This window comes from Achromobacter sp. D10 (genome assembly GCF_035282245.1).
Taxonomy (GTDB): domain Bacteria; phylum Pseudomonadota; class Gammaproteobacteria; order Burkholderiales; family Burkholderiaceae_B; genus Achromobacter; species Achromobacter insolitus.
Genome location: NZ_JAYJLE010000002.1, coordinates 134,769 through 152,835, shown reverse-complemented (window position 1 = coordinate 152,835; position 18,067 = coordinate 134,769). Strand labels below are relative to the sequence as shown.

15 protein-coding genes are annotated in these 18,067 nt (G+C 66.2%); 10 read left to right on the top strand and 5 right to left on the bottom strand.

Annotated elements, in window-relative coordinates; all coding sequences use genetic code 11:
- The first annotated feature begins 11 nt into the window (after positions 1–11).
- From VCS63_RS07530 to purU, 3 genes are all read left to right on the top strand, one after another.
- Entirely contained in the window at positions 12–536 is a 525-nt protein-coding gene (locus tag VCS63_RS07530) for a flavin reductase family protein (RefSeq protein WP_042796496.1), read from the top strand.
- Positions 533–1,642, top strand: coding sequence for an NAD(P)/FAD-dependent oxidoreductase (locus VCS63_RS07525; protein WP_063642239.1), 1,110 nt, complete (start codon positions 533–535; stop codon positions 1,640–1,642). The genes VCS63_RS07530 and VCS63_RS07525 overlap by 4 nt, the downstream gene beginning before the upstream one ends.
- A gap of 87 nt (positions 1,643–1,729) precedes the next feature.
- Entirely contained in the window at positions 1,730–2,584 is an 855-nt protein-coding gene (purU, locus tag VCS63_RS07520; protein WP_042796494.1) for a formyltetrahydrofolate deformylase, read from the top strand.
- A 39-nt stretch (positions 2,585–2,623) separates the two neighbouring features.
- On the opposite strand, the gene VCS63_RS07515 is transcribed toward purU, so the two are convergent.
- Together VCS63_RS07515 and VCS63_RS07510 are read right to left on the bottom strand one after the other, a co-directional pair.
- Positions 2,624–4,297 carry a SulP family inorganic anion transporter gene (locus tag VCS63_RS07515; RefSeq protein WP_323879161.1) on the bottom strand — a complete coding sequence of 558 codons (1,674 nt, stop codon included), beginning with the start codon at positions 4,295–4,297 and terminating at the stop codon, positions 2,624–2,626.
- A 250-nt stretch (positions 4,298–4,547) separates the two neighbouring features.
- Positions 4,548–5,450: a LysR family transcriptional regulator gene (locus tag VCS63_RS07510; RefSeq protein WP_076816179.1), complete on the bottom strand. Its 903-nt coding sequence runs from the start codon at positions 5,448–5,450 to the stop codon at positions 4,548–4,550.
- A 126-nt stretch (positions 5,451–5,576) separates the two neighbouring features.
- Between VCS63_RS07510 and VCS63_RS07505 the strand changes: the two genes are divergently transcribed.
- From VCS63_RS07505 to VCS63_RS07495, 3 genes are read left to right on the top strand one after another with little or no spacing between them, the layout of a single operon-like run.
- Positions 5,577–7,277, top strand: a complete 1,701-nt coding sequence (locus VCS63_RS07505) for an acyl-CoA dehydrogenase family protein (RefSeq protein ID WP_323879158.1) — start codon at positions 5,577–5,579, stop codon at positions 7,275–7,277.
- Positions 7,278–7,324: 47 nt separating this feature from the next.
- The gene (locus VCS63_RS07500) at positions 7,325–8,305 is read left to right on the top strand and encodes a Bug family tripartite tricarboxylate transporter substrate binding protein (protein ID WP_063642243.1); all 981 of its coding nucleotides are present in this window, start codon (positions 7,325–7,327) and stop codon (positions 8,303–8,305) included.
- A gap of 11 nt (positions 8,306–8,316) precedes the next feature.
- A complete protein-coding gene (locus VCS63_RS07495) occupies positions 8,317–9,444 on the top strand; it encodes a CaiB/BaiF CoA transferase family protein (RefSeq protein ID WP_063642244.1) in 1,128 nt (375 codons plus the stop codon).
- A gap of 12 nt (positions 9,445–9,456) precedes the next feature.
- Here VCS63_RS07495 and ggt read toward each other — a convergent pair whose 3' ends face one another.
- Entirely contained in the window at positions 9,457–11,214 is a 1,758-nt protein-coding gene (ggt, locus tag VCS63_RS07490; RefSeq protein ID WP_175199995.1) for a gamma-glutamyltransferase, read from the bottom strand.
- Between the two features lie 158 nt (positions 11,215–11,372).
- Between ggt and VCS63_RS07485 the strand changes: the two genes are divergently transcribed.
- Positions 11,373–12,278, top strand: a complete 906-nt coding sequence (locus VCS63_RS07485) for a LysR family transcriptional regulator (RefSeq protein ID WP_042796489.1) — start codon at positions 11,373–11,375, stop codon at positions 12,276–12,278.
- Between the two features lie 87 nt (positions 12,279–12,365).
- On the opposite strand, the gene VCS63_RS07480 is transcribed toward VCS63_RS07485, so the two are convergent.
- Positions 12,366–13,358 carry a tripartite tricarboxylate transporter substrate binding protein BugE gene (locus VCS63_RS07480; protein WP_042796488.1) on the bottom strand — a complete coding sequence of 331 codons (993 nt, stop codon included), beginning with the start codon at positions 13,356–13,358 and terminating at the stop codon, positions 12,366–12,368.
- A 238-nt stretch (positions 13,359–13,596) separates the two neighbouring features.
- Between VCS63_RS07480 and VCS63_RS07475 the strand changes: the two genes are divergently transcribed.
- Positions 13,597–14,493 (top strand): AEC family transporter, encoded by an 897-nt coding sequence (locus tag VCS63_RS07475; RefSeq protein WP_042796487.1) that lies wholly within the window; start codon positions 13,597–13,599, stop codon positions 14,491–14,493.
- 98 nt (positions 14,494–14,591) lie between these two features.
- Here the strand turns inward: VCS63_RS07475 and fumC are convergent, their stop codons facing one another.
- Positions 14,592–15,989, bottom strand: coding sequence for a class II fumarate hydratase (gene fumC / locus VCS63_RS07470; protein WP_042796486.1), 1,398 nt, complete (start codon positions 15,987–15,989; stop codon positions 14,592–14,594).
- 163 nt (positions 15,990–16,152) lie between these two features.
- Between fumC and tsaE the strand changes: the two genes are divergently transcribed.
- Entirely contained in the window at positions 16,153–16,692 is a 540-nt protein-coding gene (gene tsaE / locus VCS63_RS07465; protein ID WP_149065138.1) for a tRNA (adenosine(37)-N6)-threonylcarbamoyltransferase complex ATPase subunit type 1 TsaE, read from the top strand.
- A complete protein-coding gene (locus tag VCS63_RS07460) occupies positions 16,620–18,008 on the top strand; it encodes an N-acetylmuramoyl-L-alanine amidase (protein ID WP_063642247.1) in 1,389 nt (462 codons plus the stop codon). Before tsaE ends, VCS63_RS07460 begins: the two co-directional genes overlap by 73 nt.
- Positions 18,009–18,067: the final 59 nt, after the last annotated feature.

The window sequence follows — 18,067 nt, the reverse complement described above, 5'->3', positions numbered from 1 at the left end:
TTAACAATTGCATGACCGCCTCCTCCCCTGATTTTGACGCTGCCTTTTTCCGTACCGCGCTGGGCCGTTACGCCACGGGCGTGACCGTCGTGACGGCCGCCGGCCTCGATGGCGCGCCCATCGGACTGACGGTCAGCTCCTTCAACTCCGTGTCGCTGAACCCGCCGCTGATCCTGTGGAGCCTGTCGCGCAGTTCATCGTCGCTTGCGGCTTTCGAACAATGCGAACGCTATGTCGTCAATGTGCTGGGCGCGGAGCAGATCGCGCTGGCGCGCCGCTTCGCCACCGGCAAGACGCCGGACCGCTACGCCGGACTGACGGTGCACCATGCGCCTGGCGGCACGCCCATGCTGGACGGACATTGCGCCGCCTGGTTCGAATGCCACAACCGCAGCCGCTACGTCGAGGGCGACCACGTCATCATGGTGGGCGAAGTGGAGCGCTGCGGCCATAGCGGCGAACCTCCGCTGGTCTTCCATGCCGGCGGTTTCGACCTGACCCCGGCCGGCGCAAAGTCGGAAAGGAAAGCACCATGAGCGTGGATGTGGATTGCGTCGTCATCGGCGCGGGCGTGGTGGGCCTGGCGATTGCGCGCGCCCTGGCCCAGTCCGGACGCGAAGTGCTGGTGGCGGAAGCCACCGAAGCCATCGGCACGGGCACCAGCTCCCGGAATTCCGAGGTCATACACGCCGGCATCTATTACCCCGCAGGCAGCCTCAAGGCGCGCCTGTGCGTGCGGGGCAAGCACCTGCTGTATTCCTATTGCGCCGAGCGCGGCGTGCCGTACAAGCGGCTGGGCAAGCTCATCGTCGCCACCAACACTGAGCAGGCCGCGCAGCTGGAGGGCATCGCCCAGCGCGCCCGCGCCAATGGCGTCGATGACCTGCAGTTCATTTCCGGCGAAGACGCCATGCGCCTGGAGCCGGCGCTGCGCTGCACCGCGGCGCTGTCTTCGCCATCTACCGGCATCGTGGACAGCCACGCGCTGATGCTGTCATTCCAGGGCGATGCCGAAAATGCCGGCGCGCAGTGCGTCTTCCATACCCCGCTGGTGTCGGGCCGCGTCCGTCCGGAGGGGGGCTTCGAGCTGCAATTCGGCGGCGACGAGGCCATGACGCTGAGCTGCAACGTGCTGATCAATTCAGCCGGCCTGCATGCGCCGGCGCTGGCACGGCGCATCGATGGCCTGCCGGCATCCAGCATCCCCACCGATTACCTGTGCAAGGGCAGCTACTTCACGCTGTCCGGCCGCGCGCCGTTCTCGCGCCTGATCTACCCAGTGCCGCAGCATGCGGGCCTGGGCGTGCACCTGACCCTGGACCTGGGCGGCCAGGCCAAGTTCGGCCCCGATACTGAATGGGTCGGCACCGAGGACTACACGCTGGACCCGGCCCGCGCCGAGGTCTTCTATGCGGCGGTCCGCAGCTATTGGCCTGCCTTGCCCGACGACGCGCTGGCGCCCGGCTATACGGGGATCCGCCCCAAGATTTCCGGTCCCCACGAACCGGCCGCCGATTTCGTCATCGCAGGCCCGGCCGCGCATGGCGTGCCCGGCCTGGTGAACCTGTTCGGCATCGAATCCCCCGGATTGACGTCCAGCCTGGCCCTGGCGGAAGAGACCCTGGCCCGACTGGATGGATAGCCCCAACGCCACGCACGCTGCGCTTGCTTGCTGCCCCCCGGAGGGGGCCGCCCTCCCTTCTCTGTTTTTTCTCCTGACCCCTGAACCATGCAACACAACGACTACATCCTGACCCTGTCCTGCCCCGACCGCACGGGCATCGTTTACCGCGTCAGCGGTTTGTTGTTCGAATTGGGTTGCAACATCCTGGACTCGCAGCAGTTCGGCGACGAAGAGACGGGTCGTTTCTTCCTGCGTGTGCACTTCGATGCGCCCGCCGGCGTTTCCGCCAGCGACCTGCGGTCTCGCCTGGACGGCATGTCCGCGGAGTACGGCATGGAGCTGAAGCTGCATGACGCCCGCCGCAAGGAGCGCCTGCTGATCATGGTCAGCAAGCAGGGGCACTGCCTGAACGATCTGCTGTTCCGCGTGCACAGCGGTCATCTGCACGCCGAAGTGGCCGCGATCGTCTCGAATCACAACGACTATGCCAGCCTGGCGGCGTCCTACGGCATCCCGTTCCACCACTTGCCGGTCACCGCCGACACCAAGGCGGCACAGGAGAAGCAGGTGCTGGCCCTGGTCGAGCAGGAAGGCATCGATCTGGTGGTGCTGGCCCGCTACATGCAGATTTTGTCGGAAGACATGTGCCGCGCGCTGAATGGCCGTGCCATCAATATCCATCACAGCTTCCTGCCCAGCTTCAAGGGCGCGCGTCCGTACCACCAGGCGCATGCCCGCGGCGTCAAGATCATCGGCGCCACCGCCCACTACGTAACCTCGGACCTGGACGAGGGTCCCATCATCGACCAGGACATCGAACGCGTGGACCATACGATGACGGCGCAGGATCTGACCCAGGTCGGTAGCGACATCGAGTCCCTGGTGCTGTCGCGCGCAGTGCGCAGCCACGTGGAGCACCGTATCCTGCTGAACCGCAACAAGACCGTCGTCTTCCGCTAGGAAAAGGCGGCCCGCGCGGGCCGCCCTCTTCCGTGCACGCTAGGCGTTTCCGTCCATTTGCGCCAAAGCCAGCGCGGCAACCGTGGCGCTCGCCACATCGGGCTGCAGCTGAGCCTGCAAGCGTTTGTACAGGCCGATGCGGCGCACGATATCCAGCGGCTGCCCCATCAGGCCGGAAACGATGAGCGCCACCCGCCTCTTCTCGCATGCCTTGCTCAGCGCTTCAAGCGCCTCGGCGCCAGTCGAGTCCACGTAGATCACATTCTTCAGGTCCAGCACCAGCGCGCGCGCGGGCAGGCGGTCTTCCAGCGATTCCACCAGCTTGGTGGCGCCGAAGAAGACGGTGCCGTACAGGCGCCAGACCGCGACGTTGCGCTCCTGCCCGGCCAGCAGAGGCTGGTCGGCGGCCGTGATGCGTTCCGCGCGCGACAGGCTGGAAATACGGTAGATAAAGGTCAGGCAGGCAGCGAAGATGCCGAATTCCACCGCGACCGTCAGATCGAAAATCACCGTCAGCAGGAATACGGACACCAGCGTGACCCGGTAGGGCAGCCGGTAGGTCTTGAGCCGCGAGAACTCGCGCCACTCGCCCATGTTCCAGGCCACGAACACCAGGATGGCCGCCAGCGTAGCCAAGGGGATCGAGGCCGCCAGCGGCGCGGCCGCCAGCATCACCAAGAGCAGCACCAGCGCATGCACCATGCCCGCCACGGGGCTGGTGGCGCCGCTTTTCACATTGGTCACCGTGCGCGCGATAGTGCCCGTGGCCGGCATGCCGCCGAAAAATGGCGTGACGAAGTTGGCGACGCCTTGCGCCATCAGCTCCTGATTGGGATCGTGCCGGTCGCCAATCATGCCGTCGGCCACGCGCGCGCACAGCAAGGACTCGATCGCGCCCAGCGCTGCCAGCGTGACCGTGGGCATGAGCAGAAACCGGGCCGATTCCCAGCTAAACGCGGGCAGCGTAAAATCCGGCAGCGCCGCAGGTATGCCGCCAAAGCGGGTGCCGATGGTTTCGACGGGCAGGCCGAACGCGGCTACCGCAGCCGTCGCCAGCACCAGTGCAACGATGGAGCCCGGCACCCGGGCGAGCCTGGCCGTCCGCTGGCCGCCCCGAGCCGGCAGCCAGCGCTGCCAGCCGACGATCACCGCCAGCGACACCAGCGCCACGCCGGCGGCCCAGGGATTGAGGGTGGACAGGTGGCTGCCCAGCGCCCCCAGGATGCCGAAGAAATCTCCCGGCATCTTCGGAATTTCAAGTCCCAGGAAATCCTTCACCTGCGACAGCGCGATCAGCACCGCAATGCCATTGGTGAAGCCGATAATCACCGCCACCGGGATGAAGCGCACCAGCGTGCCCAGCCTGAGCAGCCCCATCACGAACAGCAGCACGCCTGACAGCGCCGTGGCGATGATCAGGTTGGCCACGCCGTACTGCTGCACGATGTCATAGACGATGACGATAAAGGCGCCCGCCGGCCCGCCAATCTGTACCCGGCTGCCGCCAAGCAAGGCAATCAGGAAGCCCGCGATGATGGACGTAAACAGCCCCGCCTCGGGCTTGAGGCCCGACCCGATCGCAAACGCCATGGCCAGCGGCAGCGCGACCACCGCCACCGTGAGGCCGGCCCCCAGGTCCTGCAGGAAGCGGCCACGGTCGTAACCGCGCAACGCGTCGACAAGACGCGGATGAAACGAAAAGGGAATTTCCACGAATGACTCCGGAGAAGTGGAACCGAAACACCCAGCCAGGGGTTCAGTACTTCGCCGGAGGGCCGCAATGGCGCAGCCTGGTAATGAAACGCCTGCGGCGCGTCAGCGGCAGGACAGGTCGGTAGGACATGGCAAAAACCCGGAATGCGCGTTCGTATGAGCGGTTCCCACCCAGGCCGGACATCATTGGCGGCTGGATACCGCTAACGATAAGCCTTCGGCCGGTTTCTGCCTACCCGCATTGCGCGCTTCACGGCGCCTTAGCGTTCTCCCAGTCATGCCGCGCCGCCATTTCCACCGCTTTTTCCTGCAACGGTGAGCGCGGCGCCTCGGGCCAGATCATCTGGCTGACCGACCGGGCCGCGTGCTCGAAGGCAATGAATCGCGTTCCCGCCAGGCCGCTGCGCGACAGGCAGGCAGGCACGATGGACACGCCCAGCCCCTGGGAAACCAGCGACGCCACGCTCAGCCAATGCCTGACCTCATGCCGGATCACCGGCATGAAGCCCGCCGACACGCACATGGACAGCACGGTTTCGTAGTAGCTGGGCGAGGCTGCCCGCGCAAAGAAGACGAAATCATCGCCCGCCAGCTCCGCCAGCCGCAGGGACTCCCGGCCGGCCAGGGGATGCGCTTGCGGCAGGCACACCATGAAGGGCTCGGCCATCAGATCGCGCGCCAGCACGCCATTCGGCACCGGATTGGCGTGGATAAAGCCCAGATCCTGCTCGCCGCGCCGCACTGCCTCGATCTGGTCGTGCGAATTCAGCTCGGTCAGCACGTGTTCCACGTCCGGCAGCTCGGCGCGCATGGCGCTGAGCAGAGCGGGCAGGCCGCGGTACAGCATGGAGCCCACGAAGCCGATGCGCAGCCTGCCGCGCAGGCCCGCGTCCACGCGTTGCACCAGCGTGCGCACCTCCTCCGCCTGCCGCAACAGTGTCAGGGCCTCCCGATACAGCACCTGCCCCGCATCGGTCAGCTCCACATGGCGGCTGGTGCGCGTCAACAGCCGCGCGCCGACGTTGTCCTCCAGCTGCCGGATGGCATAACTGAGCGGCGGCTGCGAAATGTGAAGCCGCGTGGCGGCGCGGCTGAAATGGCGCTCTTCGGCCACGGCGATGAAATAGCGCAACAGGCGCGGATCCAGGTCCATCTGTCATCCTCGGCGGCTGTGATCCATATTTTTTTTGGATTGTTCTACACCAAAACAGTATTTGTATAGATTAATCCATGCAAGCACCATCACAGGCATCGTTCCCGTCTCCAGCAGGATGCCGCCATGGATACCCCCATCAAGACCGCGCCCCCCGCCGCCACGCCCGTCCCGGACTCCCGGGGACAGAACCTGTTCAGCGCGGACCCTTACGCCGAGGCCTTGAGCCGGCGCTATCTGCCCCCCGCGCTGCATGCCCATCTGCTGCCTCACCTGGAACGTCTGGGCGCGCTGGCCGGCGGCGTCATGGACGAACTGGCCGCCACGGCCGACAAGAATCCGCCAACGCTGTCCGTGCGCAGCCGCGCCGGCACCGACGAGTCGCGCATCGACAAGCACCCGGCCTATGTCGAACTGGAACGCCTGGCCTATAGCGAATTCGGCCTGGCCGCGCTGTCGCACCGCGGCGGTGTGCTCGGCTGGCCCGAGCCCATGCCCGCCGCCGCCAAGTACGCGCTCAGCCACCTGTTCGTGCAGGCGGAGTTCGGCCTGTGCTGCCCGGTCAGCATGACCGACTCACTGGCACGCACTCTGCGCAAATTCGGCGACCCTGAACTCGTCGAACGGGTCTTGCCCGACGTCACCTCGCAAGATTTCGACACCCTGCGCCAGGGCGCCATGTTCATGACCGAACAGGGTGCGGGCTCGGACGTCAGCGCTACCGAGGTCACCGCCACCGCGCAGGACGATGGCACCTGGCTCATCCTCGGCGACAAGTGGTTCTGTTCCAATCCGGACGCCGGCTACGCCATGGTGCTGGCGCGCAGCGAGCCCGAGCCCGGCCTGAAAGGGGTGTCGCTCTTCCTGCTGCCGCGCGACCTTGCCGACGGCACCCACAACCACTACCGCATCCTGCGGCTTAAAGACAAACTGGGCACACGGTCGATGGCCAGCGGCGAAATCCGCCTGGAAGGCGCAGTGGCCTGGCTGGTGGGCGAGCGCGGCCGCGGCTTCAAGCACATGGCCGACATGATCAACAACTCGCGCCTGTCCAACGGCATGCGCGCCGCCGGCCTGATGCGCCGGGCAGTCACCGAAGCGGTCTACGTCTCGCAACACCGCCGCGCCTTCGGCAAACGCCTGATCGACATGCCGCTGATGCAGCGCCAGCTGGTCAAGATGACGGTCTGGGCGGAACAGGCCCGCAGCGTGATGTTCCAGACCGCGCGCGCCTTGGCCGGCGCGGACCAGGGCTCAACCGATCCGGCCCTGGCACGCATCCTCACGCCACTGATCAAGTTCCGCGCCTGCCGAGATGCCCGCAAAGTGACCGGCGACGCCATGGAGGTGCGCGGCGGCTGCGGCTACATCGAAGAATGGACCGAACCGCGGCTGGTGCGCGATGCCCACCTGGGCTCCATCTGGGAAGGCACCAGCAATATCGTGGCGCTGGATGTACTGCGCGCCATCACCCGGGAAAACTCGCTGCCGGCGCTGCGCAGCCACATCGACGCGCTGCTGGCCGAAGGCGTTCCCTGCCCGTCCGCGCTGGCGGATATGCAGGCGCGCGCGCTGGAGCAGACCTACGCTTTCGCCGAACATGCCGCACAGGCGGACCGTCCGGAGCTGGCCCGCCAGGCGGCTTCGCTGCTGTACCACGCGGTGTCCATGGCCGCCCTGCGCTGGGAAGCCACCGAACCGGGGCTGGCCAGCCGCGCGTTGCTGGCCGATCAGGTATTGCAGCACCGGCTGGGCCCCCGCGATCCCTATTCCATCCCGGCCGACGAAAGCGCGGCATGCCGGGCCATCCTGCAATACGCGCTGTAAAAGCCGACGCCGGCGGCACAGCCGGCGCGCAACCACTGGAGACAAGCATGAACCGATACCTCGCCCCCCTGCTGCTGGCGGCCGCCGCAATCGCTCCCTCGGCGCCCGCGCTGGCCGCGGACGCCTATCCCGCGGCCCGTCCCGTGACGCTGATCGTGCCCTTCCCGCCCGGCGGCCCGACCGACGCCCTGGCGCGCAGGCTGGCCGACAAGCTCCGGCAGCCGCTTAACCAGAATGTCATTGTCGAGAACCGCGCCGGCGCGGGCGGCAACATCGGTTCGGAATACGTGGCAACGGCCAAGCCGGACGGCTACACCCTGTTGTTCGGCACCTCCGGTCCGCTGGCGATCAATGTCAGCCTGTACAAAAAGCAGGGCTACAACCCTGAAACCAGCTTTGCCCCCATCATCCGCATCGGCCACCTGCCCAACATCCTGGTGGTGAACCCTTCGGTCCCGGCCAACAACGCGCAGGAACTCATCGCCTACGCCAAGAAAAACCCGGACAAGCTCAGCTATGCCTCGTCGGGCAATGGCGCCTCGTCGCACCTGGCCGGCATTCTCTTCAACAACATGGCCGGCACGCAGATCATGCACATCCCCTATAAGGGCACGGGTCCGGCGCTCAACGACCTGCTCGGCGGGCAGGTGTCGATGTCGTTCACCGACATCCTTACCGCGCTGCCGTACATCAAGGCGGGCAAGCTGCGCGCCATCGGCCTGGCCAGCGCCCAGCGCTCGGACGCTCTGCCTGACCTGCCCACGCTCTCCGAACAAGGCCTCAAGGGCTACGACGTCAGTGTGTTCTTCGGCATCGTGGCCCCCAAGGGCACGCCTGCCGACGTCGTCGACACTCTGAACCGCGCGTTCAAGACCGCATTGTCCGATCCCGAGGTCGCGCAGACGTTGCGTAGCCAAGGCATCGTCGAAGCCCAGGACCAGACCCCGCAGGGCTTGTCCACTTTCATCTCGGCCGAAGTGCCGAAATGGCGCGACGTCATCAATAGCGCCCACGTTTCCATCGACTGAACGGACCCCACATGGCTGCAACCCTGCCCAACGCTGGCGCCCTCGCCGGCTGCAAAGTGATAGACCTGTCGCGCGTGCTGGGCGGCCCGTACTGCACGCAGATCCTGGCCGACCATGGCGCCGACGTGCTGAAGATCGAGCCGCCCGGTGGCGACGAAACGCGGGGCTGGGGCCCGCCCTTCCTGGGCGACACCGCGTCCTACTTCATCGGCGTGAACCGCAACAAGGACGGCATGACGCTGGACCTGTCGCAACCCGCCGGCCAGGAACTGCTGCGCCATCTGCTGGCGGATGCCGACGTGCTGGTGGAGAACTTCAAGCCAGGCACGCTGGAAAAATGGGGCCTGGGGTATGACACCCTCAGCCGCGACTTCCCCGCGCTGATCCATTGCCGGGTCAGCGGCTTCGGCTCGGACGGCCCGTTGGGCGGCTTGCCGGGCTACGACGCCTGCGCCCAGGCCATGTGCGGCCTGATGAGCGTAAACGGCGAAGCGGACGGCGAAGCCACCCGCGTCGGCTTGCCGGTAGTGGACATGGTGACGGGCCTGAACGCGGCGGTCGCCATTCTGCTGGCGCTGAATGAGCGCGTCCGCAGCGGGCTGGGGCAATTCCTGGACATCACGCTCTACGACTGCGCCTTGTCGCTGCTGCATCCCCACGCGCCCAATTATTTCTATAGCGGCAAGGTGCCTGGGCGCAGCGGCAACGCGCACCCGAACATCGCTCCCTACGAAACGCTGCCCACCGCCAACGGCCCGATCTTCCTGGCGGTCGGCAACAACCGCCAGTTCACGCTACTGGCGCAGGTCCTGGACACGCCAGGATTGGCCGAGGACGCGCGCTACGCCACCAACGCGGATCGCCTGCGCAATCGCCAGGCCCTGCGCGACGACCTGTCGGCGCTGCTGGCGGGGCATGACGCCGCCGTGCTGGCCGACCATCTGCTGCGTTGTGGCGTGCCGGCCGCCGCCGTGCAGACCGTGGACCAGGCGCTGGCGCATCCACATACCCGCCATCGCGGCATGGTGCTGGAACAAGGGGACTACCGCGGCGTAGGCTCGCCGATCAAGCTCTCGCGCACGCCAGCAACGCTGCGCAAGCTGCCCCCGGCGCTACGGCCCACCGGCACGGCCGAATAAGCCTGCGCGGCCTCAGCCGCCCTGGGCGGCCCCTTCGCGGCGCGGATCGGCGCCCCCCTGCAGTCCGTCAGCCCCGATCACGATGCCGTGGATGCCGCTCGGGAATTCGGTGATGCGCACCGGATGCCCCATGCGCTCCAGCGCTGGCGCCAGCGCTTCCAGCGGGGTGCCCTTCTCTAGCTCGGTTTCCTTGTTGCGGCTGCCCATATTGGGCAGATCGATAGCCTGCTGAATATCCAGGCCCCAATCGAGCACACCCACAATGGTCTTGGCCACGTAGTTGATGATGGCGCTGCCGCCCGGCGATCCCACCAGCAAATAGGGCTTGCCATCGCGCAGCACGATCATCGGCGCCATCGAACTACGCGGACGCTTGCCTGGCTCGATGCGGTTGGCGACGAGACGGCCTTCGGGATCCTTGTAGGACGACGCGAAATCCGTCATTTCGTTGTTCAAAAGAAAGCCGCGCACGAAGATCTTGCTGCCGAATTCATTTTCGATGGTGGTCGTCATGCTCAAGGCATTGCCCTGCGCGTCCACCGCCACCAGATGACTGGTCGAGGGCAGCGCCAGCGAGTCGTCCTTGCCCAGCGACAGGAGCTTGCCTTCCGGATCCCCGGGGAGCGCGACCTTCATGCTCCGGTCCGGTTGAATCAAGGCGCCGCGGGCGCGCAGGTAAGCCGGATCCAGCATGGCGCGCACCGGCACCCGCACGAAGTCCGGATCCGCAACATAGAAGTCGCGGTCCGCGAACGCCAGCCGGCCAGCCTCGGAGAAGTAATGCACCGCCTCCAGGCTGCCCGGCGCATAACGCGCCAGGGGGAACTGTTCCAACTCGCCCAGCATTTGCAGCACCGCAATCGGGCCGCTGCTGGGGGGCCCCATGCCGCACAACTGGTAGCCACGATAAGCGCCACAGACGGGATCGCGCGTCTTGGCGCGATAGCCGGCCATGTCGTCCAAGCTGAGGTCTCCCGGCACGGCATGGCCGCGCACCGCGGCGACGATGTCCCGAGCGATGTCGCCTTGGTAGAACGCGTCCGCGCCGTGTTCCGCGACCGCGCGCAGCGTGCGCGCGAATTCGGGGTTCTTCAGCATGTGGCCCACCGGCCAGGGCGCGCCGTCCGGCGCGTAGAAATAGGCCGCAGCCGCGCCTTGCGCGCGCAGCTCTTTGTTGCCGGCCAAAAGCTTGTGCAGGCGCGGCGACACGGCGAATCCCTGCTCGGCCAGCCGAATGGCGGGCTGGAACAGATCGGCCCAAGGCAGCACGCCCTGTTCTTTATGTGCCAGCTCCAGCCCGCGCAACAGGCCTGGCACCCCCACAGCCAGCCCGCTATTGACGGCGCGGGCGAAAGGAACCGGCTTGCCATCCTGATCCAGGAAGCGTTGCGGCTGGGCCGCGGCCGGCGCGGTCTCGCGGCTGTCGTAGGTTTGGATGCGGCCGCTCTTGGCGGAATACACCACCATGAAAGCGCCGCCGCCGATGCCGGACGATTGCGGCTCCACCAGGTTGAGCACAAGCTGGGTGGCGATGGCGGCGTCCACCGCGCTGCCGCCGCGGCGCAGCATTTCGTCGCCGGCCTGCGTCGCCAGCGGGTTGGCCGACGCCACCATGAAATGCGGCGCGCGCACCAATTTGCGCGTCTGCGTGCCGCTGGCGGCCTCTGGATTCAGGTCTTCCGCGGCCTGTGGCGTGCGCGCCCATGCGGCAGGTATTGCGGCGAGCAAGGCGGCGAGCATGAGGGCAGCGGCGTGACGGGGTGCGCGCATGGGAAGCTCCTGTGTGCGCCGGCTTTCCGGCAGGGGTTCATGATAGTCAAGGCGGCGGAGGCTGTCGCGCCGTCAGCCGCAATAGCCGCGGCCCTCCCAGCCTCGTGGCCTGCATACGGCTTAGAATCGCGGTTTCCGCCTACGTCCCTCATCGTGCCATGCGTTTGCGCCATATCGAGATTTTCGAAGCGATCCGCCGTACCGGATCCTTGACCGAGGCCGCGGCCGCGCTGCATATCTCGCAGCCGGCAGCCAGCAAGCTGTTGGCGCATGCCGAAACCCAGTTGGGCTTCAAGCTGTTCGAACGCGTGAAGGGCCGGCTCGTTGCCACTCGCGAGGCCGAGATCCTCACCCCCGAGGTCGCGCGCCTGAACCAGGATCTCAACAGTGTGCGCCGGCTGGCCGCGAGCCTGCGCGATCATCCCAACGGCCATTTGCGGCTGGGCTGCGCGCCCGCGCTGGGGCTGGGGCTCTTGCCCGGCGTCGTGCGCGATAGCCGCGAGGCGCAGCCCGGCATTACCTTCGATATCCATACCCATCACAGCACCGAGCTGGTGCAGGGGCTGCTGACGCGCGAACTGGACCTGGCCATTACCTTCGACACCAACGACTACCCGGGTCTCACGCGCATGGGTCTGGGCCATACCGAGCTCGTGCACCTGAGCCGCAAGCCCGGGACGGGCCCTCTGCCGCTGGCGGAACTGACGGCCATGGCTGGCGATACGCTGATCGTGCTGGACGCGGCCGACGCCTCGGGCGCCTTGCTGCAGATGGCGCTGGACGCGCAGGGCCTGGATCCCCAGGTCGCCATCCAGGTGCAGACGCACTACGTGGCCTGTGCGCTGGTCGACGCTGGCTGCGGCGACGCCATCGTGGATGCAATCACCGCCCAGGCGATGCTGCGCCCCGGCATGAACCTGCGCCGCCTGGAACCGGCGCTACGCGTGCCGATCAGCATCATGGTGCGCAACCAGGATCCCTTGTCGGCGCTGCACCGCGACTTCATCGAACGCTTGCGCGCGGCCTGCGAAGCCTTGCAAGCCGGGCTGGACGCCACGGTCTGACGCCGTATCGACGGAAAACACGACGGGCGCCCGAAGGCGCCCGTCATCGCTTGCAGAGCCGGGCAGGCTATGCCTGCCCATGCCGCATCAGTCCAGCTTGATGTTCTGCTTTTTCACGACGTCCTTCGCCCAGTCATACTGCTCTTTGATTTCCTTGGCGAATTCTTCCGGGGTATTGCCCGACGGAGCCGAGCCCTGATCATCCAGCGCCTTGATGACCTTCGGGTCCTTCAGGGCCACGACGGCAGCGTCGCGCAGCTTGTTCACGACTTCCATCGGCGTGCCCTTGGGGGCCAGCAGGCCGTACCAGACAGGCTGGTTCAGCACCGGGAAGCCGGCGTCCTTAAAGGTCGGCACGTCCTTGATGGCTTCAATGCGGTCCGGCCACGCGATGGCCATGGCGCGCAGCTTGCCCGCCTGGATCTGCGGCATCGACGACGGCAGGTTGTCGAACAGGATTTCGATCTGGCCGCCGACGGCGTCGGCCACGGCCGGGCCCGATCCCTTGTACGGCACGTGCACGATGTCCGTGCCCGTGGCCATCTTGAAGGATTCGCCCATCAGGTGCAGCACGCCGCAAGTGCCCGAACTGCCATAGGAGTACTTGCCCGGGTTCTTCTTCAGCTCTTCCAGGAAGCCCTTGAAGTCCTTGGCGGGGAACTTCGGGTTCACGGCCACGACGTTGGCGGTGTTGGCGAAATTGGTGACCGGCTGGAAGTCCTTGATCGGATCGTAGGGCAGGTCATTGGGGCGGCAGGCGGGGTTCACGGCCATCGTGGACACGGTGGCGATAGACAGCGTGTAGCCGTCGGCGTCGGCGCGCGCGGCTTCGGATGCGCCGATGGCGCCGCCAGCGCCGCCCTTGTTTTCCACAACCATGGGCTGGCCCAGTTCCTGGCTCATGCGCTGCGTCACCAGGCGCGCGATGATGTCGGTCGAGCCGCCAGGCGCGAACGGAACAATCACGCGGATCGGCTTGCTCGGGTACTTGTCGGCAGCGTGAGCGGCGGAGGCGCCGAGGGTGCCGGCAGCGCCGGTGGCCAGGGCGAGGGCCACGGCCAAGGAGCGGACTTTATTCATAGGTGTGTTTCCTCCAATATGCGAGCCCGTGTGTGTACGGACCGTTGTGTGATGCGCCTGCCTGTAGACAGGTCCGCAATGAACGGCGGAGGGCGCATGGTCTGTGCGCAGGGTGAGCACTTTTTATAGGTTGCTTGTGGCACACGCGCCCGCCAGAATGACGGAGAATAGCAGCAAATGCTTACAGACGCATAGCGCAGCGATCCCCGTCTGACGCGCATCAAATACGTACTTGCACATGTCGGTCGCCCTTCTGGTTTTCCCTGATTTCATGCTGGTTGCGCTGGGCTGGGCGCTGCGTCACAAACTGAATTTCTCCCGTGAATTCTTCGCCGGCACCGAGAGGCTGGTCTACTTCGTCCTGTTCCCCGCGCTGCTGTTCCAGTCCATCCTGCGCACCCCCATCACGGCCGGCAACGCCGCCATGCTGCTGCAGGCGTCCGCAGCCCTCATCGCGGCTGGCGTGGCGCTTTCATGGCTGGCGGGCCTGGCGCTGCGGCCCTCCCCCGTCAGCCTGGCCTCGTCCGCGCAATGCGGCTACCGTTTCAATACCTATATAGGCCTCGCCCTCTCGGCCAGCCTGGGCGGCGCCCAGGGCCAGACCATCATGGCGCTGATCGTCGGCTTTGCCGTGCCCATGGCGAACATTGCCGCGGTCTACGGCCTGGCCCGCCACAGCGGCGGCAGCCTGCTGCGCGAGCTGGCCCGCAATCCGCTGGTCGTATCCACACTGGCAGGGCTGGCCTGCAACCTGGCCGGCGTGCAACTGCCCGGCCCGCTGGACACGGTGCTGGCCCGGCTGGGTGCGGCGGCCCTCGCCCTGGGCATCATCTGCGTGGGCGCCAGCCTCTCCTGGGAGGGTGGCAAGGGACATGGCCCCCTGATCGCGTGGATGCTTGCCGTCAAGCTGGCGGCGCTGCCCGCCGTGGCATTGCTGGTCGCCCGCCTGCTGGCGCTGCCGCCCCTGGAGTCGCGGATGCTGCTGCTGTTCGCGGCCCTGCCCACCGCGTCCGCCGCCTATGTGCTGGCCATGCGCATGGGCGGCGACGGCCGCATGGTGGCCGTACTGATATCGCTCGGCACGCTGTTTTCAGCGCTGACGATCCCCTTGTGGCTGATGCTCACCGCTGGCTGATGCTCACCGCTGGCTGATGCTCACCGCCGGCTGACGCAGCTTCCGCCTCAAACGAAAAAAGACCGCCGCAGCGGTCTTTTTCATGCGCGAGGCAGTCGTTATGAAGACTTGTGCGCGTTGGTCATGGAGGCCGGCACCACCCATTCGGCAAACTGCGCCTCGGTCACGTAACCCAGCGCCAGCGCCGATTCCTTCAGCGACAGGCCTTCCTTGTGCGCCTTCTTGGCGATCTGCGCGGCCTTGTCGTAGCCGATATGCGGATTCAACGCCGTCACCAGCATCAGCGAGCGGTCGACCAGCTCGGCAATGCGCTCGCGATTGGGCTCGATGCCCGCGGCGCAGTGCTCGTTGAAGCTAGCCATGCCGTCGGTCAAGAGGCGCACCGATTGCAGGAAGTTGTGGATCACGAGCGGCTTGAACACGTTCAGTTCGAAGTTGCCGCTGGCGCCCCCGATATTGATGGCCACGTCATTGCCCAGCACCTGCGCGGCCAGCATCGTGATGGCTTCGCACTGCGTTGGATTGACCTTGCCCGGCATGATCGAACTGCCCGGCTCGTTTTCGGGGATGCTGATCTCGCCCAGGCCCGAACGCGGACCGCTGGACAGCCAGCGCACGTCGTTGGCGATCTTCATCAGTCCGGCCGCCAGCGACTTCAGCGCGCCGTGCGCGAACAGCAGCGCTTCGTGCGAGGCCAGGCCCTGGAACTTGTTGGGCGCCGACACGAAGGCGGTGCCCGTCGCGTGCGCCAATTCGGCCGAAACCTTGGCGCTGAACTGCGGGTGCGCATTCAGGCCGGTGCCCACCGCGGTGCCGCCGATGGCCAATTGATGCAGGCCCGGCAAGGTGGCGCGGATCTGCTGTTCGGCCAGGTCCAGCTGGGCCACATAGCCCGATAGTTCCTGGCCCAGCGTCAGGGGCGTGGCGTCCTGCAGGTGGGTGCGGCCGATCTTGACGATGTCGTAGAACTCGGCGCTCTTGGCCGCCAGCGTGGCGCGCAAGGCTTTCAACGAAGGCAGCAGATGGTGTTCGACCTGAACCGCGGCCGCCACGTGCATGGCGGTCGGGAATGTGTCGTTGGACGATTGGCCGCGGTTGACGTGATCGTTCGGGTGGACCTTGCGCTCTTCGCCACGCACGCCGCCCAGCAGTTCCGAAGCGCGGTTGGCCAGCACCTCGTTCATGTTCATGTTGCTTTGCGTGCCGGAGCCGGTCTGCCAGACCGACAGCGGGAACTCGTTGGGCCATTTGCCGGCGATCACTTCATCGGCCGCGCGAATGATGCCGTCGGCGATCTTCGGATCCAGCTCGCCCAGATCGGCATTGACCTTGGCGGCCGCGCGCTTGAGCCGCGCCATCGCGTCGACCAGCGGAACCGGCATCTTCTCGGTCGAAATCGCGAAAAAATGCAGCGAACGCTGAGTCTGGGCGCCCCAGAGGTGATCTTCCGGGACTTCGATGGGACCAAACGTGTCTTTTTCAATGCGGGTCTTCATGGCGCGTGCTACTCCGTGGCGACGTCGGTTGTGGCTGGCGGCATTGCGCCAGCCACGAGAAAGTTGAGAATGAAAATCAGTTCTAGGTTAGCAGAAACCCGCATTCCTATAATTGCGCAAACATCCGTGCTCCCTCCATCGTTTTTACCACTCGCCCCGCGCCATGTCCGCCCCTCTTTGCAGCCTGACCTTGCACCTGCCCGATGAAGCCGCCACGGAATCGCTGGCAAGGCAACTCGCCCCCCTGGTTTCCGGCGGCCGGGCCGGTCCCGCGGGGGGACATATCCATCTGCAGGGAGACCTGGGCGCGGGCAAAACGGCGTTCACGCGGGCCCTGTTGCGGGAAAGCGGCATCACGGGACGGATCAAAAGTCCCAGCTACGCGCTGCTTGAATCCTATAAAGTTTCTAACTTATACTTCTATCACCTTGATTTTTATAGATTTAGTGATACGCGAGAATGGTTGGACGCAGGATTCCGGGATTTACTGCGTGACGACGCAGTCGTTTTGATCGAATGGCCGGAGCGGGCCGGGGGTCTTTTGCCCCCTCCCGACCTGCTGATTTCCCTAGCCTATGCAGGCGACGGACGCGACGCCACCCTGACCGCGTACACCGCTCGAGGACAAACATGGTTGAACGCGATTGTCCCCCCGCCCCAGTCGGCGCCCTCCCCTCGGCAGGCGCCACCCGGCGCCGCCTGATCAGCGTCGCCGCCACCCTGCTCGTCCTGCCGGTCCTGCCGCGCCTGGCGCAGGCAGCGACGATCCTGGCCGTGCGTACCTGGCCGGCCGATGAATACACCCGCGTCACGTTGGAGCTGGACAGCGAACTCAAGGCCGAACAGTTCACGCTTGAAAACCCCCATCGCCTGGTGGTGGACATTGAGGGACTGACCATCAGCGCGGCCCTGAACGACCTGGTTTCCAAGGTCCGCCCCGACGACCCCTATATCCAGAGCCTGCGGGTGGCGCAGAACCGCCCGAACGTGGTCCGCCTGGTGTTCGACCTGAAGCAGCCGGTGGCGCCGCAGGTCTTCACGCTCAAGCCCGTGGCCGACTACCAGTACCGCCTGGTGCTGGACCTGTATCCCAAGATCGCCCAGGATCCGCTGGTCGCCATCCTGAACAAGCAGAGCGGGCCCGACGTGGACGATCCGCTGGCGCGCATCCTGGAAGACATCCAGCGCAACCCGGTCACCCGCGCCGACCCGCCCGAGCCGCCCCGCGTGCGCGGCCAGCAGCCGGCGCCTCCGCTGCCCACCGCGCCCAAAGCCTCCCCGCCCCCCACTGCCAGCCGAGGCAAGCAGCGCATGCTCACCATTGCGCTGGATCCCGGTCATGGCGGCGAGGACCCGGGCGCCATCGGCAGCAGCGGCCTGCGCGAAAAAGACGTAGTGCTGCGCATTGCCCGGCGCCTCAAGGCGCTGATCGACAGCCAGCCCTACATGCGCGCCTACCTCACGCGCGACGACGACTACTTCGTGCCCCTGCACGTACGCGTGCAGAAGGCCCGTCGCGTGCACGCGGACCTGTTCATCTCGATCCACGCGGACGCCTGGGTCAAGCCGTCGGCCAATGGCTCGTCGGTGTTCGCGTTGTCGCAACGCGGCGCCACCAGCGCGCAGGCTCGCTGGATGGCGGACAAGGAAAACGCGGCCGACCTTATCGGCGGCGTCAACCTCGGAAGCCACGACCGCCAGGTGGCGAAGGTGCTGCTGGACCTGTCCACCACCGCGCAGATTAATGATTCGCTCAAGGTCGGCAGCGCCTTCCTGGACGAAATCAAGAAGATCAATCGCCTGCACAAGAACAGCGTCGAACAGGCCGGCTTCGCCGTCCTGAAAGCGCCGGACATTCCCTCCGTACTGGTCGAAACCGCCTTCATCAGCAATCCGCAGGAAGAAGCCCTGCTGCGCAGCGCCGCGCACCAGGACAAGCTTGCGCAGGCCATGATGACGGGCATCCAGCGCTACTTCACCGCCAATCCGCCGCTGGCCCGCCTGGGCGACGTAAGCTGACGCCAATCGCCGGCCCCGCATGAAAAAAGGGCGTTGCGCTTCACGGCGCAACGCCCTTT

Bases quoted from the DNA above. Each gene is read 5' to 3' on its own strand.
- VCS63_RS07505 (WP_323879158.1), top strand. From the start codon at position 5,577: ATGGATACCCCCATCAAGACCGCGCCCCCCGCCGCCACGCCCGTCCCG.
- VCS63_RS07460 (WP_063642247.1), top strand. From the start codon at position 16,620: ATGGTTGAACGCGATTGTCCCCCCGCCCCAGTCGGCGCCCTCCCCTCG.
- VCS63_RS07485 (WP_042796489.1), top strand. From the start codon at position 11,373: ATGCGTTTGCGCCATATCGAGATTTTCGAAGCGATCCGCCGTACCGGA.
- fumC (WP_042796486.1), bottom strand. From the start codon at position 15,989: ATGAAGACCCGCATTGAAAAAGACACGTTTGGTCCCATCGAAGTCCCG.
- tsaE (WP_149065138.1), top strand. From the start codon at position 16,153: ATGTCCGCCCCTCTTTGCAGCCTGACCTTGCACCTGCCCGATGAAGCC.
- VCS63_RS07525 (WP_063642239.1), top strand. From the start codon at position 533: ATGAGCGTGGATGTGGATTGCGTCGTCATCGGCGCGGGCGTGGTGGGC.
- VCS63_RS07510 (WP_076816179.1), bottom strand. From the start codon at position 5,450: ATGGACCTGGATCCGCGCCTGTTGCGCTATTTCATCGCCGTGGCCGAA.
- VCS63_RS07495 (WP_063642244.1), top strand. From the start codon at position 8,317: ATGGCTGCAACCCTGCCCAACGCTGGCGCCCTCGCCGGCTGCAAAGTG.
- VCS63_RS07480 (WP_042796488.1), bottom strand. From the start codon at position 13,358: ATGAATAAAGTCCGCTCCTTGGCCGTGGCCCTCGCCCTGGCCACCGGC.
- VCS63_RS07500 (WP_063642243.1), top strand. From the start codon at position 7,325: ATGAACCGATACCTCGCCCCCCTGCTGCTGGCGGCCGCCGCAATCGCT.
- purU (WP_042796494.1), top strand. From the start codon at position 1,730: ATGCAACACAACGACTACATCCTGACCCTGTCCTGCCCCGACCGCACG.
- ggt (WP_175199995.1), bottom strand. From the start codon at position 11,214: ATGCGCGCACCCCGTCACGCCGCTGCCCTCATGCTCGCCGCCTTGCTC.
- VCS63_RS07530 (WP_042796496.1), top strand. From the start codon at position 12: ATGACCGCCTCCTCCCCTGATTTTGACGCTGCCTTTTTCCGTACCGCG.
- VCS63_RS07475 (WP_042796487.1), top strand. From the start codon at position 13,597: ATGTCGGTCGCCCTTCTGGTTTTCCCTGATTTCATGCTGGTTGCGCTG.